The organism is Pseudoalteromonas sp. MMG012 (genome assembly GCF_018100875.1).
Taxonomy (GTDB): domain Bacteria; phylum Pseudomonadota; class Gammaproteobacteria; order Enterobacterales; family Alteromonadaceae; genus Pseudoalteromonas; species Pseudoalteromonas aurantia.
This window is the reverse complement of sequence record NZ_JAGJEF010000034.1, coordinates 20,826-34,582: the sequence shown is the minus strand read 5'-3', so window position 1 is coordinate 34,582 and position 13,757 is coordinate 20,826. Positions and strand designations below refer to the sequence as shown.

The following is a 13,757-nucleotide window of genomic DNA, read 5'->3' as shown; positions in this document are numbered from 1 at the left end:
TTTATATGTAATAGTCCGTTGTAATTTGAGTAAAAAGAATTCAGAGTACGTGTGTAAGCTGGAAAGCTGACCACTTCGGTGGGCATTTCAGCGTAGAATAGCCACAATTTAGTAAATGACTAAGGGAATTTACCCATGAGAAGAGCCGTAATTACGGGGATCGGTGTAGTTTCAAGCATCGGCAATAACAAGCAAGAAGTATTAGAATCTCTACAAGCAGGAAAAAGCGGTATCGTTTTTAACCCTGAATTTGCCGAGTATAAATTACGTAGTAATGTCTCAGGTAACCTTGATATTAACGTAAAAGACTTTGTTGACCGTAAAGCACACCGTTTCATGGGAGATGCAGCTGCATTTTCTTATATTTCAATGGCGCAGGCTGTTGAAGATTCAGGCTTATCAGAAGATCAAGTCTCTAATGAGCGCACGGGCTTAATTGTTGGCTCAGGTGGTGGTTCTTCTAAGCATCAAGTTGAAGCCGCAGATATATTACGAGAAAAAGGTGTAAAGCGTGTTGGGCCGTATATGGTGCCGCGTACTATGGCGAGTACAACATCAGCATGTTTGGCAACCCCTTTTAAAATTAAGGGCGTCAATTACTCAATTAGTTCAGCATGTGCAACATCTGCTCACTGTATTGGTAACGCCGTTGAGCAAATTCAGCTTGGTAAGCAAGATGTTATTTTTGCTGGTGGTGGTGAAGAATTACATTGGACACTGGCAATGGAATTTGACGCAATGGGAGCATTGTCTACAAAGTATAATGAAACACCGGCATTGGCTTCTCGTACGTATGATGCAAACCGTGATGGTTTTGTTATTTCGGGTGGGGGTGGTATTGTTGTTGTTGAAGAGCTGGAACATGCACTTGCTCGTGGTGCGCACATCTATGCAGAAATCGTCGGTTACGGCGCGACATCAGATGGTTATGATATGGTAGCGCCTTCAGGTGAAGGTGCAGTACGCTGTATGAAGCAAGCGATGCAAGATGTAGATGGCCCGATTGATTACTTAAATACGCATGGTACATCGACCCCAGTTGGCGATGTTAAAGAGCTAGGCGCGATTCAAGAACTGTTCGGTGAGAAATCTCCTGCAATAAGTGCAACAAAAGCGATGACAGGCCATGCATTAGGTGCCGCAGGTGTACATGAGGCAATATTTTCAATATTAATGCTAGAAAATAATTTTGTCGCACCATCGATTAATATTGACGAGTTAGATGAACAAGCGAAAGGCTTAGATATTGTGACCGAACGTCGTGATGTTGAGTTAAACACGGTGATGTCAAATAGCTTTGGCTTCGGCGGTACAAACGCAACACTCGTGATGCAAAAGTACAAAGGTTAAGTTTAAACATATAAAAAAACCTCGCTAAGCGAGGTTTTTTTATGTCGATTTTTGATAAATACTGACTAAAGCTGATACTTTTTCAATTGTCGTGTTGGCACATGTTATGTGGCTTCTCCTCAATGAATTCAAATAGATGGTGTTTTGCTTTAGGAGGTACACCAACCACGATGCACAGTACGAGCCGTGTAAAGCGAAGTTTTATACTTGTTCTACTCTATGTGATTCATCGGCTGATAGGTGTACTAACACATGATGGCACGATTTGAGTGAGAACGTATTCACCTTGTTCTGAGTGAGTCAAGTAGTGCAACCGCTGGTAGGTATCTGTCATGACTGCGTGAAATATAAGGTCCCAAAATACAAAACGCCCAATAATATATTGAGCGTTGTAATCTGAACAGTATCTTCCCTTACTAGAGAAAACTGAAGTTAGCGTGCTGAATGCTTCATAAGACGCTCTTTTTCACGAGACCAATCTTTATCTTTGGAGTCTGAACGCTTGTCATGCATCTTTTTACCTTTGGCTAAGTGAAACTCTAGTTTTACCCAGCATTTTTTCCAATACATTGCGGTTGCAATAAGGGAAAAACCATCTCGCTCTGTTGCACCCACTAAACGGTCAATCTCCCGTTTGTTTAATAATAATTTACGATACCTCATAGGATCGCAAATAACATGCGTTGAAGCACTGTTTAGTGGTTGAATTTGACTGCTAAGCAAAAATGCTTCGCCATCTTTAAGGTGAATGTAGGTGTCTGAAATGTTTACTTTGCCCGCTCGGATACTTTTAACTTCCCAGCCTTGGAGCTCCATACCCGCTTCAAACTTATCGTGTAAAAAATACTCATGTCGCGCTTTTTTATTGAGCGCGATGGTATTGGTTGTTGATTTTGATGATTTTTTCTTTGCCATAATGGCTGTAGTTTACCTAGAAAAGTGGACAGAAAATAGTGCTTTTTCAAATTTATGTCTTATTTTCGCGCAGGAGCTTACTGCATACAAGATAAATTTTCAAAAGCTTGCTAAAATCGCGACAAATAGAATGGAGTAACTATGCCACAAATAGAAAAAAGTGCGTTGGTGATGTATAGCACTCAAGAAATGTTTACTCTGGTTAATGATGTTGACGCATACCCAGAATTTTTACCAAATTGTTCAAATGCAAAAATTATTGAAGCAACCTCAAACGATATGGTTGCCAGTTTAGAAATATCAAAAGCTGGGCTGAAAAAGTGGTTTACCACAAAAAATAGTTTTGATGGCAATCAAATGAAAATGCAGTTAGTGGATGGGCCATTTAAGTCACTATATGGTTATTGGGAGTTTATTGAATTAGATGACCAAGCTTGTAAAGTGACGTTAAAACTTGATTTCGAATTTGCAAATAAGTTAGTGGAATTGGCTTTTGGGAAGATTTTTAATGAAGTTGCTAAAAATATGGTAACAGCGTTTACGCAGCGCGCTAAAACGGTATATGGGGCACGCTCATGATAAAAGTTGAAGTAGTGTTTGCAGTGCCTCACAAAGCGGTGGTGTTAACCGTAGATGTTGCAGAAGGGACTTCTGCTGAGCAAGTGGTACTACAATCAGGCATACTTGATAAATGTCCAGATATTGATCCTACTAATTTAACATTAGGGATTTGGAATCGCACAGTAAAAGGCAAGCAAGCTGTAAAGGAAGGGGACCGAATCGAGATTTATCGACCACTCATTGCAGATCCGAAAGATGCACGTCGACGTCGAGCAGAAAAAGCAAAAGAAGAAGGCAGAGCAAATAAGATCACCGGTGGTAGAACCTAGAGAGTAGGTCATTAACTGTGGTGATTGGTCTATTATCGGTGCGCAAGACAACAAAAAAGGGCCTAAAGCCCTTTTTAATCTTAAACTATCAAAAGCGTTATTCATCTAAAGGAGTGTTGAACTCTTTAGGCTCATCATAATCGCCGGTAATACGGGTTAGCTTTTCATCTTCAAAATACACGGTCAGCGATTTACGTTGTTCTGATTCACGGTCTATATTGAATACATAAGCATAGTGCCAAGTCTTACTGTTAAAAGCATCCTTCGCGATTGGGCTGCCTAAAACAAATAACACTTGTTCGCGAGTCATGTTTATGCGTAGTTTTTCTACATCTGACTGTTCTAAAAAGTTACCTTGTGGCACATTGATGCGATATACCCAGCTAGAGCAACCAGACAGCATTACCGTCGTTATAAAAGCAACGAGCCAAACAGAAAGGGATTTATTAGACTGCATGTATTTGTGTATCCTTATTTTCAATTATTTGCATGATACCGATTAAGCGCAGAAGGTAAAGCTTCTTGTCGAAGTTCGACCTTAGTGTATAGAAAAAGTTTCTCAATAGAAGGGAAAAAATAAGAAATGTCTGAGATTGATGCCAAGTCAACCTGGTATATTTATATTGTTGAAACACGATTTGGTCATTGGTATACCGGGGTGACTAATGACGTAGCTGCCCGTATTGAGGCGCACCAAGAGGGAAAAGGGGCCAAAAACTTAAAAGGCAAAGCACCGCTACAATTGGTTTTCTCATACCCAGTGGGTACTAAAAGTGATGCTTGTAAATTAGAATGGCAAGTTAAAAAACTCAATAAAGCACAAAAAATTCAATTGGTTGCCTCTAATGGTGAGTCGAGTAATTTAACGATAAAATCACTAATGAAATTAACAACAAGCTGATACCGCTCAAAATCAATAGCGGTTATTGTATCGCGCTTAGTGTGGTGGTTTTTATCTTCCCCAATGCCGAAGTAAATATAAGGTATGCGTGCTTTGGCGAATGCATAGTGATCACTGGCACGATGCCAATCAATTCGAGGGTTATCCATCATTCTTTGCATTTTATAACGTGAATTCGCAATTCTCAGGTTGAAGTCAGGCGTAGGGAGTGTCTTAAGGATAGATAGAGCATTGGAAGTGTGCTTAGAATGTAACACGTAGACTCTATTTTTAGACGTTGGGGCTAACATATCTAGATTTATGTTTAAGGCGATATCTGTGCCCTTGAGTTGACTTACAAAGTATTTTGCACCGTATAAGCCTTTCTCTTCTGCATCTGTTGCGACAAACGTCACTGAACGGTTTCGCGTTTTGTTGTTCAGTAGTTCGGCTAAATAAAGTAATGCAGATGTACCCGATGCATTGTCATTTGCACCGGCATAGTAAGACGTAGGTTGGCCTCCTAAATGGTCATAATGGGCTGTAATAACGAGGTTGTTCCCACAAGTTTGTGTATTACAGGGTAGCGTTGCGATGATATTATGCCCTGTAGCATGGCGAAAAAAGCCAGCCTTAAATGGAAAAGCTTGATATTTCGTTTCTAAATTCAGATGCTCAAACCGATTATATATATATTGCCCGCTAATATTTGGGGTGTCAGTTTTACCTGCGGGTCGCCCAGCATGTGCTGGGCTTGTTAAAGTGAGCATATCTTCGTGCAATTGCGACGCACTAGCTTGATAGGCGGCGGTAAAAAAGGCTAAAACACTAATTTTTAGCCACAGTTTGTAACCACTGAAGTTTATTTTGGTAGCGTTTTCGATCATGGTTAAATTCAGATAATTTATAAGCTTGTGATAAGTACTTTTGTGCTTGCTCAAGGTTACCTCGGTAATAATGTACTTTTGCAATGCCAAAATAACTGCTATGCAGTTTAGTATCAAGTCTTCTTGCCCTATTAAAGTGACGAAGCGCGAGACTTAAATTGTTCGCTTCTAAAGCTTCATTCCCTAATACAATTTGGTAGTACGGGTTATCTTTGCGTTCTGCACTGAGTTTGCTTTCGATTGAATCCGCTAGATGCGCTCGTTCGGTTAACCTATACAATAACGCCATATTTCCCATCACAGTTTTGTTATCTACGTTTAATGCTAGGGCTTGTTGATAAGTTTGCTCTGCAAGTTGGTGTTGGTTAACGATTCTATATAACACCCCAAGATTACCCCATGCACCTGAGTAATGTTCATCAATATTTATCGCGGCCTTAAAATAGTTATAGGCAAAGTCGTGCTCGCCATTAATCATATGTATGGCGCCACGGTTGCTATAAAACATGGCTAAAATTCTTTGCTTAGTAATGTTTGATGTTGGGAATTTTTGTTGGCGACTGTTGGGATCAAAATCAATCGTGAGCGATTTTGGTGCTGTATAAAGTGACACAGCACTGGTTCTTGTTCGATTTCTGGCAAAGTTTGATTCAGTGATAACCAAGTTCACATGCCCGGTTAATAAACTATACCCTAATGTTTGATCCCAATATTCTGGAATATGTACTCTTTGGAATTGGGATTCAAAACCAAGGTGCTCGGCGAGGCTAAATGATAAAATAGATAATGAAAGGCAATTCGCATTGAGATCAAAGTAGGCTTCTGAAGCGGTTAAATTAGCACCTGACTGATAAGACAGCGATGATTCACCATTATCTACTAAAAATTTAAGCAAGGTTTGGGTCTGTGATAACGAAGGGGTTGCCCCTCTAAAATACACATCAAGTTGTGTTTTTATTTTAGCATCAAGCTGAAATACTTCGCGTTCACTCGGCACGCGATGTTCGGAGAAAAGGGTATCGTTCAATAAGTTTTTATTTGTCGATACTTGTTGTTCAGTGCTGTAACACGCACTTAGTAAAAAACATATCGGGATTAGACTGACGAATTTTATTTTATTTAGCGTGGACATAACCACCTCCCACTTAAAACTGCTTATTTATCAAGCATAGTTCAAAATATAACTGAGGAGTAGTTTGTTTGGTTACAAATTGTTGCAGGAATAAATGGTGTTTATATCGCTTGATATAAACACCATTTAGAAGCTCGGTTAAGTGAACTTTTATAGGCCGCTAAATTACCCTTGCTCAAAGCTGGCTACTAAGCCATCTAGTATTTTAGCTGAGTCTGCAAGCGCTTGAATTGAATGCTCAGTATTTAACTGCTCATTCATAACTTCATCGCTAATGGTGCTGATATGTTCAATGCTTCGGCCCACATCGGCAACTACGTTACTTTGTTCTTCGGTGGCAGCAGCGATTAATGTGGTCATATCATTAATTTGGTTTGCAGTTTCGGTGATGGTTTCCATCAGTTCCACAGAGTTTTGCATTGTTTCAACACTTTGTACTGCTTGATGCTTCGACTGACTAATTTGTTTGACAATAGAGTCAGATGCAACCGTTAACTCTGTAATTGTGGCTTGAATCTCATCAGTTGATTGCGAAGTTCTACTGGCGAGTGCACGTACCTCGTCAGCTACTACGGCAAAACCACGGCCATGTTCACCCGCGCGTGCAGATTCAATTGCCGCATTGAGCGCTAATAAATTCGTTTGTTCTGATATTCCGCGAATGACATCGACAATATTGGCAATAGATTGCGTTTTTTCGGCCAATGTCGTTACTTCTGAGGCCATCGCATCAATATCATTAGCCAACCCTTGTAGCTGGGTTTGACTTTGCTGAACACCATGGTGGCTCTGATTTGACATTTCTTTGCTCTGTTCTGTCAATTTAGCTGTATTATTTGCGCTTCCAGCAATCTCTTGTACCGTTGCCCCCATTTCATTTATTGCGGCAGCCACTGAAATAGTTTGTGACTTCTGCTCATCGAGAGATTGAGAGTTACTTTGGCTTTGTTCAAAAACGCGTTCACTGGCACTACGAATATCGCCACTTTCACTGGCAACTTTCTTTATGGCTTGCTCAATTTTATTAATAAACTGGTTAAAACCCTCAGCTAAAGCCTGTAATTCTGGTTGCTCAGATTCTGGCACTCTGTAATTTAGTTTCGCGTCTCCGCTCCCTAAACGTGCAAATAGTTGTGCCATATTTGATAGCGGCGCACTTAAATTTTTAGCTAAGAATAAGCTAATCAAACTCGCAACGAGTGCAACGGCAACTGAAAAAGCAATTATCTGCCACTGCAGGGATAGAATCTCTTCAATGACTTCAGATTCAGGCACTTGGGCGATGACATATAAGTCAGTACCAGCAATTGGACTTGCTGCGACTAAGGTTGTCTGCTCGGTTAGGTTGAGTTTCTCAACGACGAAGTCTTGATTGGAAAGCAAACTACCAACAGCTTGGTTGCCGTATAAATCTCTGAGTGTGGTGGTGGCAACTAATGCTGCATCTGGGTGCAGCTGAATGGTACCTTCTTTATTGACCACAAATACAAATCCGGTTTTTTCGATTCGCATATTACTCAACATACGTTGCATATCATCAATGCTTTTTGCAAGTCCGGCAAGGCCGACGCCATTTGTTTGCTGATGATTGACAAACATTTTTACATCCCCAGGGGATTCTTGGAAAATGCTAATTGAGTATTCGGCCCCGCTTTGTGTAAAGCCAAAGAACCAGCCATCTTGTTGATGATTTAGTTCTCTGAGAAAGCCATGTTGGTTCCAATACTGTCGTGTTTCTCGGTTAGCCCATGAAGCCGTGGCCAATTGATATTGGTCAACCAACCTTCCGAGCTCGTTCACTAATAGCGTTTCACTGAGTTGCCCATTCTTTGCTGACTCAGTAATAAAAACATTACTAGAGAGTTGTTTAGCTGCATCTTTTAGTTGGTAGATTTGCTTTGAGATTGACTTGTTAATGCTTTCGACTTTTGCAGGTAGCTCTGACTCTAACATGCGTGTTTCAGTCATCGTTTTTGCGCTATAAATCGCAGTAGCACCGATTATCCCTGCAACAATTATTGCAATTAGGCTACCTAATAATGTGATTTTTTGAGTGATTGTAAGGCTAGTTTTTCGCATTGATCCACACTTTTCTAAAACAAGGGAACTATTCTACCATAATCAATAATGCGATCGAACAAAGTGTAGCAATTGTTCATTAAATTACCACTTTTGTATAATGTTAAAAAAGGTACGAATGAAGCATAGATATGAAAAAAGCCCATAGCGAATGCGTATGGGCTCGGTTTCTAACAAGCGAACTGGTTTAAACTATTTTTTTCATAGCAGACATGTAGCCGCGTAGTTGCTCCCCAATGATTTCGACTGGGTGGCTACGAATGGCTAAGTTAGCATCGATAAGCTCTTGATTATCAGCATAATTGCTTGTCACATCTAAGCCTTTACCAATAACGTCGGTATCAATGTTTTCCATAAAAGGTTTAAGGAGTGGCAAACATGCATGGTTATATAAGTAACAACCGTATTCTGCAGTATCTGAAATAGTGCTATTCATTTCGTATAGCTTTTTACGCGCAATCGTATTGGCGATAAGTGGCGTTTCATGAAGTGATTCATAGTATGCTGATTCATCAATGATCCCTGCGGCAGTCATTGTTTCAAACGCGAGTTCAACGCCGGCTTTGACCATTGCTACCATAAGAATGCCTTTATCGAAAAAGGTTTGCTCCGAAATTTCTTGATCAGTATTAGCTTGCTTTTCGAATGCAGTTTCTCCCGTTTCTGCACGCCATGATAATAACTTAGCATCATCTTCAGCCCAATCAGCCATCATACCTTGTGAGAACTCACCACTAATGATGTCATCCATATGTTTGTTATATAGCGGACGCATAATCTGTTTTAACTCTTCACTTAATGTGAAGGCTTTTAACTTTGCGGGGTTAGATAAGCGGTCCATCATATTTGTGATACCACCGTACTTAAGTGCTTCAGTGATCACTTCCCATCCATATTGAATGAGTTTTGATGCGTATGCAGCGTCGATACCTTGCTCAACCATCTTATCGAAACATAATAGCGAGCCTGTTTGTAACATACCGCATAGAATGGTTTGTTCACCCATCAAATCTGATTTTACTTCAGCAATGAATGATGACTTAAGTACACCCGCACGATGACCGCCAGTGCCCGCAGCATATGCTTTAGCTTGGGCTAAGCCCTTGCCTTGTGGATCATTTTCTGGATGAACAGCTATTAGCGTAGGCACTCCGAAACCGCGCTTGTATTCTTCGCGTACTTCAGTGCCTGGGCATTTTGGTGCAACCATGATAACCGTAAGATCTTCACGAACTTGCATGCCTTCTTCAACGATATTAAAGCCATGAGAGTAAGCGAGTGTTGCGTCTTTTTTCATTAAAGGCATAACCGCGTTAACAACCGAAGTGTGCTGTTTATCAGGTGTTAAGTTTAGAACTAAATCGGCACTTGGAATAAGGGCTTCATAGGTACCAACAGTAAACCCATTCTCTGATGCATTTAAGAAAGATTGGCGTTTTTCAGCAATCGCAGATTCACGTAAAGCATAACTAACATCGAGTCCTGAGTCTCTTAGGTTCAGACCTTGGTTTAACCCTTGTGCACCACAACCTACAATGACAAGTTTTTTGCCATTTAGTACGCTCACACCCTCATTAAATTCTTGAGGGTCCATAAATTCACATTGTGCCAGTTGTGCTAGCTGTTCTCTTAGTGGTAAAGAGTTAAAATAATTCGCCATGTTAGTGCCTTAAAAATAAGAATGTATTTAAATAGAGTGTGAAGCCAGCATAAGCGCTGTTATTAATTACGTAAAATGATATATTTGAATTGTAGTATTTCATATTGTGAAATACTACCTGGGGTAGGTAATGTGAGGCCGTATGGATCATAAGCAATTAAAGTATTTTTTGGGACTTGCAGAAACACTGCATTTTGGCCGGGCCAGTGAACAGTGCCATATTAGTGCCCCTACATTAAGTAGACAGATTAAGCAGTTAGAGCAAGAACTGGGTGTTGCTTTATTTATTAGAGATAACCGCAGTGTGAGTTTAACTGCTCAAGGGAAAGCGTTTGTTGAGTATGCACGTACAACCTTGTCGCAGTGGCGGCAGTTTAAGAGCCAATGTCAAGATAGCCGACAGCCACTAAGTGGAGAGTTGAGCTTTTATTGTTCTGTTACGGCGACTTATAGCTTTGTTTATGACTTGTTTGCACAGTTTAGACAGCAGTATCCCGCGATAGAGTTGAACTTAAATACTGGAGATCCAGCATTTTCTATTGCCCATGTGCAAAATGATAAAGAAGACCTTGCTGTTGCTGTCAAGCCAACACATTTACCCAATGGTATATCGTATCTGCCACTTGGACGTTCACCCTTGGTGATTATAGCACCGACAATGGCATGCCCTTTGAGTGACTTATTGGACTCAAACGTCAATGGAGTGATGGAGTGGAGCCAATTACCCTTTATCATGCCGGAACATGGCATATTAAAAGAGAGGCTTGATACCTTTTGTACTGAGTTGCAATTTACACCGAAAGTATACGCCCATGTTTCAGGGCATGAGGCGATGGTCGCCTTAGCAAGCTTAGGCTTTGGTATTGCGTGTATCCCTGAGATAGTGCTGGCTCAATCACCCTTTAAAGAGCAAGTTCGATATTTGACCGTGTCAGAACCAATGGAGCCGATAGAAGTGGGCTTAGTGTGTAAAACAAAGCGATTGACTGACCCTGTTGTTGCTGTGTTATGGAAAACGGCAGAGAATTTGTTCACCTTGTAAAGCTGCCATTCAGTTTCAAGCATTAAACTAGCCAAATTAAAATAAAAACTAATCCTTTAGGTGTAGAAATGGCTAAAATTTTGTTTGCTGAACGTGAATCGGAATATTTTATACAGCGAAAAATAATATTTGAGCAAGCAGGATATGAAGTTTTTCATTTTTCGAGTGAGGCTGATATGCCTGATTGGGAAGGGGTTCAAGATATTTCGGGTGTTGTTGTCAATGAGCAATTTACCCTTGATAATCCAACAGACCTAATTGATAAAATGAAGTCACAGTTTGCCGCACCTGTCATGGTTTTTACGGGAAAAACAGACGAAGCTGACCATAGTTTTTTGTTGGAGTCGGGGGCGGATGATGTAATAACGAAAACAGCCACCCCGCGTTTGTGGCAAGCAAGGCTGAATGCGCTGCTACGTCCTGCGGCGTCAAAATCAAACTCTTTATTGACATTTGGACTGCTAGTAATCGATGCTCGAGCACGGCTAGTGACATTGAATGATAAAGAAATTTACCTGACAAGTCATGAATTTGAACTACTGTGGTTATTGGCAAGTAATGCTGGGAGAGTAATTAGTCGAGAGCATGTTTATAAAACCATCATTGATAAACCTTATCAAGATGACACTCGAACGGTTGACGTACGCATTTCACGACTACGAAAAAAATTAGAAGATGATTCATCACAACCTGGAAAAATCAAAACGATTTGGAAGCAAGGTTATATTTTTGTTAAAGATGCCTGGCGGTAGCTTGTAATATTCAATCTTATGCAATTATGTTTATGTTGCAATGAGTTATTAGCATAAATTAGTGCCTTCTTTTTTGAATGAAAAGCGAAATAAATATCAGATAGATTGCTTGTTTTATATGTGTTTGAACAACAGTTTTTTTGTAAATCTATGATTTCTACCAGATAGAGGTTTACAAATTGTCATATTTACTTTGTTTCGGCAACGCAAATAATATTGATTGCTATTTATATGCGTGTATACTTTTGTCCCAGATAAGAAAATGTAAATACAAATAATTTTCAGAGGAAATCATAAATGATTTTACGTAAGTCTCTTCTTACAACATCTATCTTGGCCGCAACTCTTGGTTTAACTGCGTGTGGTGGTTCTAGCTCAAATGATTCATCATCAACTACGCCAACGACTCCTACAACCCCGACTAATGCCGCGCCGACAGACATTACCTTGTCGTCTAGCGTTGTTGCTGAAGATATTGTTGGTGCAGAAGTAGGCACTTTGACTGCAGCCGATGATGCAGACTCAGGTCATACTTTCACAACAGATGATGTACGTTTCACAATTGAAGATGGCGCGTTAAAGCTGAATGGTCATCATGCTATGAACTTTGAGCAATTAGCTGAAGGTGAAACAATCACTGTAAAAGTGAAAGTAACAGATGCGGGTGACCTTACATTTGAAAAAGATTTAGTATTGTCTGTTGCTGATACCGCATCAACGGCAGGTGTAAATGTATATGAGTTTGATACTAAGCTTACTGGAGAGAGTGGCTCTTCTGTATCTTATACAGGTCAGACTGCACGTCATGCATTGTCAGCTGAGATTAAGTCATACATGGGCAAATTCAATGCTGAATATATTGAGTCACTAGGCACTAATGCGCCGACTATCGCTAGAGCGCGATTAGATGCTTTATGGGGTGACTATGCTGCGGTAGCAGATGATGAGATTTCACACCTAGGTGATAGCGCAGCATTAGCGGCTGGCTACACGCAAACTACATTTTCTCAAATATCGGGTTCAGGTAAAGAACTCAGCGGTAAAATCGCTGGTGCAGATGCATCGAAAATGTACAAAGATTGGTTAAAAGAAGATGGCTCTGGGCTAGTTGGTTGGAATAACTTTGGTGAAAATGCGAAAACACCTGAAGGACTAGTTAAGTACTACTTTGATTTATTTGAGTCACAAATTCAAAAAATGGTTGGTGGCGAGCAACTAAAAGATCCGGCTGGTAACGTTATTACTAAGGCTTATATCACCCCTGAAGGCCTTGACTTAGTGCAACTTGTGCAAAAGCATACTTTAGGTGCATTAATGTTTTCACAAGGTACAGATGATTATCTTGATGATGGATTAACAAGTCAAAATATTGAAGCGCATAAAGATGGTAAGTCATATACCTCTCTTGAGCATCAATATGATGAAGGTTTTGGATACTTTGGTGCATCTCGTCATTACTTAGAAGCATCAGATGACGAAATAGCGAAAAAAGGTGGCAGAGATACACATCAAGGTAAATACGATGCAAATATGGATGGTAAAATCGACCTAGCTGCAGAATTTGTTTGGGGCAACGCGTCAAATGCTGCAAAGCGTGATAGAGGCACATTACAAAAAGATGAAGATGGTAACATCATTAATGCTGCGACTAATGTCACGACAGATTTCACAGCTGTTGCAATGACTAACTTCATCCAAGGCAGAAAGATCATTAACGACAATGTTGGTGTTGCGTTAACTGCAGAGCAAATGACGCAAGTTAAGGCGCATGTCTTTGGTGCATCATTAGCGTGGGAAAAAGCAATCGCTGCAACAGTGGTTCATTATATTAATGATTCACTAGGTGATTACGCGAATATTGAAGATGGTGAATACACAGCCGATGAATTCGCGTCACTTGCTAAGCATTGGGGTGAAATGAAAGGCTTTGGTTTGAATTTCCAGTTTAGCCCGTTCTCTCCATTTGCAGATAATGACCTTAATCCTAAGAAAGACAGTGTTGGACCGGCAAAATTTGCTGAATTGCACACGTTATTTGGAGATGCACCCGTGCTAGTTCAGGCTGATATAGCAGCGTATAAAACTAAATTAGAACAAGCTCGTGAGATATTAAAAGTGGCATATGACTTCAATGAAGACAATGTACTTGGTTGGTAACATAACCATTTAA

General features: G+C 40.3%; 13 protein-coding genes. 7 read left to right on the top strand and 6 right to left on the bottom strand.

Features of this window, described 5'->3' with window-relative positions; all coding sequences use genetic code 11:
- Positions 1-135 precede the first annotated feature (135 nt).
- The gene (gene fabB, locus J8L97_RS12615) at positions 136-1,350 is read left to right on the top strand and encodes a beta-ketoacyl-ACP synthase I (protein ID WP_192508007.1); all 1,215 of its coding nucleotides are present in this window, start codon (positions 136-138) and stop codon (positions 1,348-1,350) included.
- A 432-nt stretch (positions 1,351-1,782) separates the two neighbouring features.
- Here fabB and smpB read toward each other — a convergent pair whose 3' ends face one another.
- Positions 1,783-2,265 carry an SsrA-binding protein SmpB gene (gene smpB / locus J8L97_RS12610; RefSeq protein ID WP_192508006.1) on the bottom strand — a complete coding sequence of 161 codons (483 nt, stop codon included), beginning with the start codon at positions 2,263-2,265 and terminating at the stop codon, positions 1,783-1,785.
- A 141-nt stretch (positions 2,266-2,406) separates the two neighbouring features.
- On the opposite strand from smpB, the gene J8L97_RS12605 reads away from it, so the two are divergent.
- Entirely contained in the window at positions 2,407-2,844 is a 438-nt protein-coding gene (locus J8L97_RS12605) for a type II toxin-antitoxin system RatA family toxin (RefSeq protein ID WP_192508005.1), read from the top strand.
- On the top strand, positions 2,841-3,155 hold the full coding sequence (locus J8L97_RS12600) for an RnfH family protein (RefSeq protein ID WP_192508004.1): 315 nt from the start codon (positions 2,841-2,843) through the stop codon (positions 3,153-3,155). Before J8L97_RS12605 ends, J8L97_RS12600 begins: the two co-directional genes overlap by 4 nt.
- A 97-nt stretch (positions 3,156-3,252) precedes the next feature.
- Here J8L97_RS12600 and J8L97_RS12595 read toward each other — a convergent pair whose 3' ends face one another.
- Entirely contained in the window at positions 3,253-3,612 is a 360-nt protein-coding gene (locus J8L97_RS12595) for an outer membrane protein assembly factor BamE (protein WP_192508003.1), read from the bottom strand.
- A gap of 126 nt (positions 3,613-3,738) precedes the next feature.
- On the opposite strand from J8L97_RS12595, the gene J8L97_RS12590 reads away from it, so the two are divergent.
- Complete coding sequence (locus J8L97_RS12590; protein WP_192508002.1) at positions 3,739-4,056, top strand: GIY-YIG nuclease family protein; 318 nt, start codon at positions 3,739-3,741, stop codon at positions 4,054-4,056.
- Here the strand turns inward: J8L97_RS12590 and J8L97_RS12585 are convergent.
- The 4 genes from J8L97_RS12585 to ilvC form a co-directional block, all read right to left on the bottom strand.
- Complete coding sequence (locus J8L97_RS12585) at positions 3,984-4,922, bottom strand: M28 family peptidase (protein WP_211050157.1); 939 nt, start codon at positions 4,920-4,922, stop codon at positions 3,984-3,986. The two genes, J8L97_RS12590 and J8L97_RS12585, sit on opposite strands and share 73 nt — an antisense overlap.
- A complete protein-coding gene (locus J8L97_RS12580) occupies positions 4,864-6,054 on the bottom strand; it encodes a tetratricopeptide repeat protein (protein WP_211050156.1) in 1,191 nt (396 codons plus the stop codon). The genes J8L97_RS12585 and J8L97_RS12580 overlap by 59 nt, the downstream gene beginning before the upstream one ends.
- Positions 6,055-6,219: 165 nt before the next feature.
- A complete protein-coding gene (locus J8L97_RS12575) occupies positions 6,220-8,133 on the bottom strand; it encodes a methyl-accepting chemotaxis protein (RefSeq protein ID WP_211050154.1) in 1,914 nt (637 codons plus the stop codon).
- Positions 8,134-8,320: 187 nt separating this feature from the next.
- Positions 8,321-9,793, bottom strand: a complete 1,473-nt coding sequence (gene ilvC, locus J8L97_RS12570; protein ID WP_192507998.1) for a ketol-acid reductoisomerase — start codon at positions 9,791-9,793, stop codon at positions 8,321-8,323.
- A gap of 142 nt (positions 9,794-9,935) precedes the next feature.
- Here ilvC and ilvY point away from each other — a divergent pair, with 142 nt between their 5' ends.
- The 3 genes from ilvY (at position 9,936) to J8L97_RS12555 (ending at position 13,744) form a co-directional block, all read left to right on the top strand.
- Positions 9,936-10,835, top strand: a complete 900-nt coding sequence (ilvY, locus tag J8L97_RS12565) for an HTH-type transcriptional activator IlvY (RefSeq protein ID WP_192507997.1) — start codon at positions 9,936-9,938, stop codon at positions 10,833-10,835.
- Positions 10,836-10,903: 68 nt separating this feature from the next.
- Positions 10,904-11,587, top strand: coding sequence for a response regulator transcription factor (locus J8L97_RS12560; RefSeq protein WP_211050152.1), 684 nt, complete (start codon positions 10,904-10,906; stop codon positions 11,585-11,587).
- Positions 11,588-11,884: 297 nt separating this feature from the next.
- Positions 11,885-13,744 (top strand): DUF4856 domain-containing protein, encoded by a 1,860-nt coding sequence (locus J8L97_RS12555; protein WP_211050150.1) that lies wholly within the window; start codon positions 11,885-11,887, stop codon positions 13,742-13,744.
- Positions 13,745-13,757 lie beyond the last annotated feature (13 nt).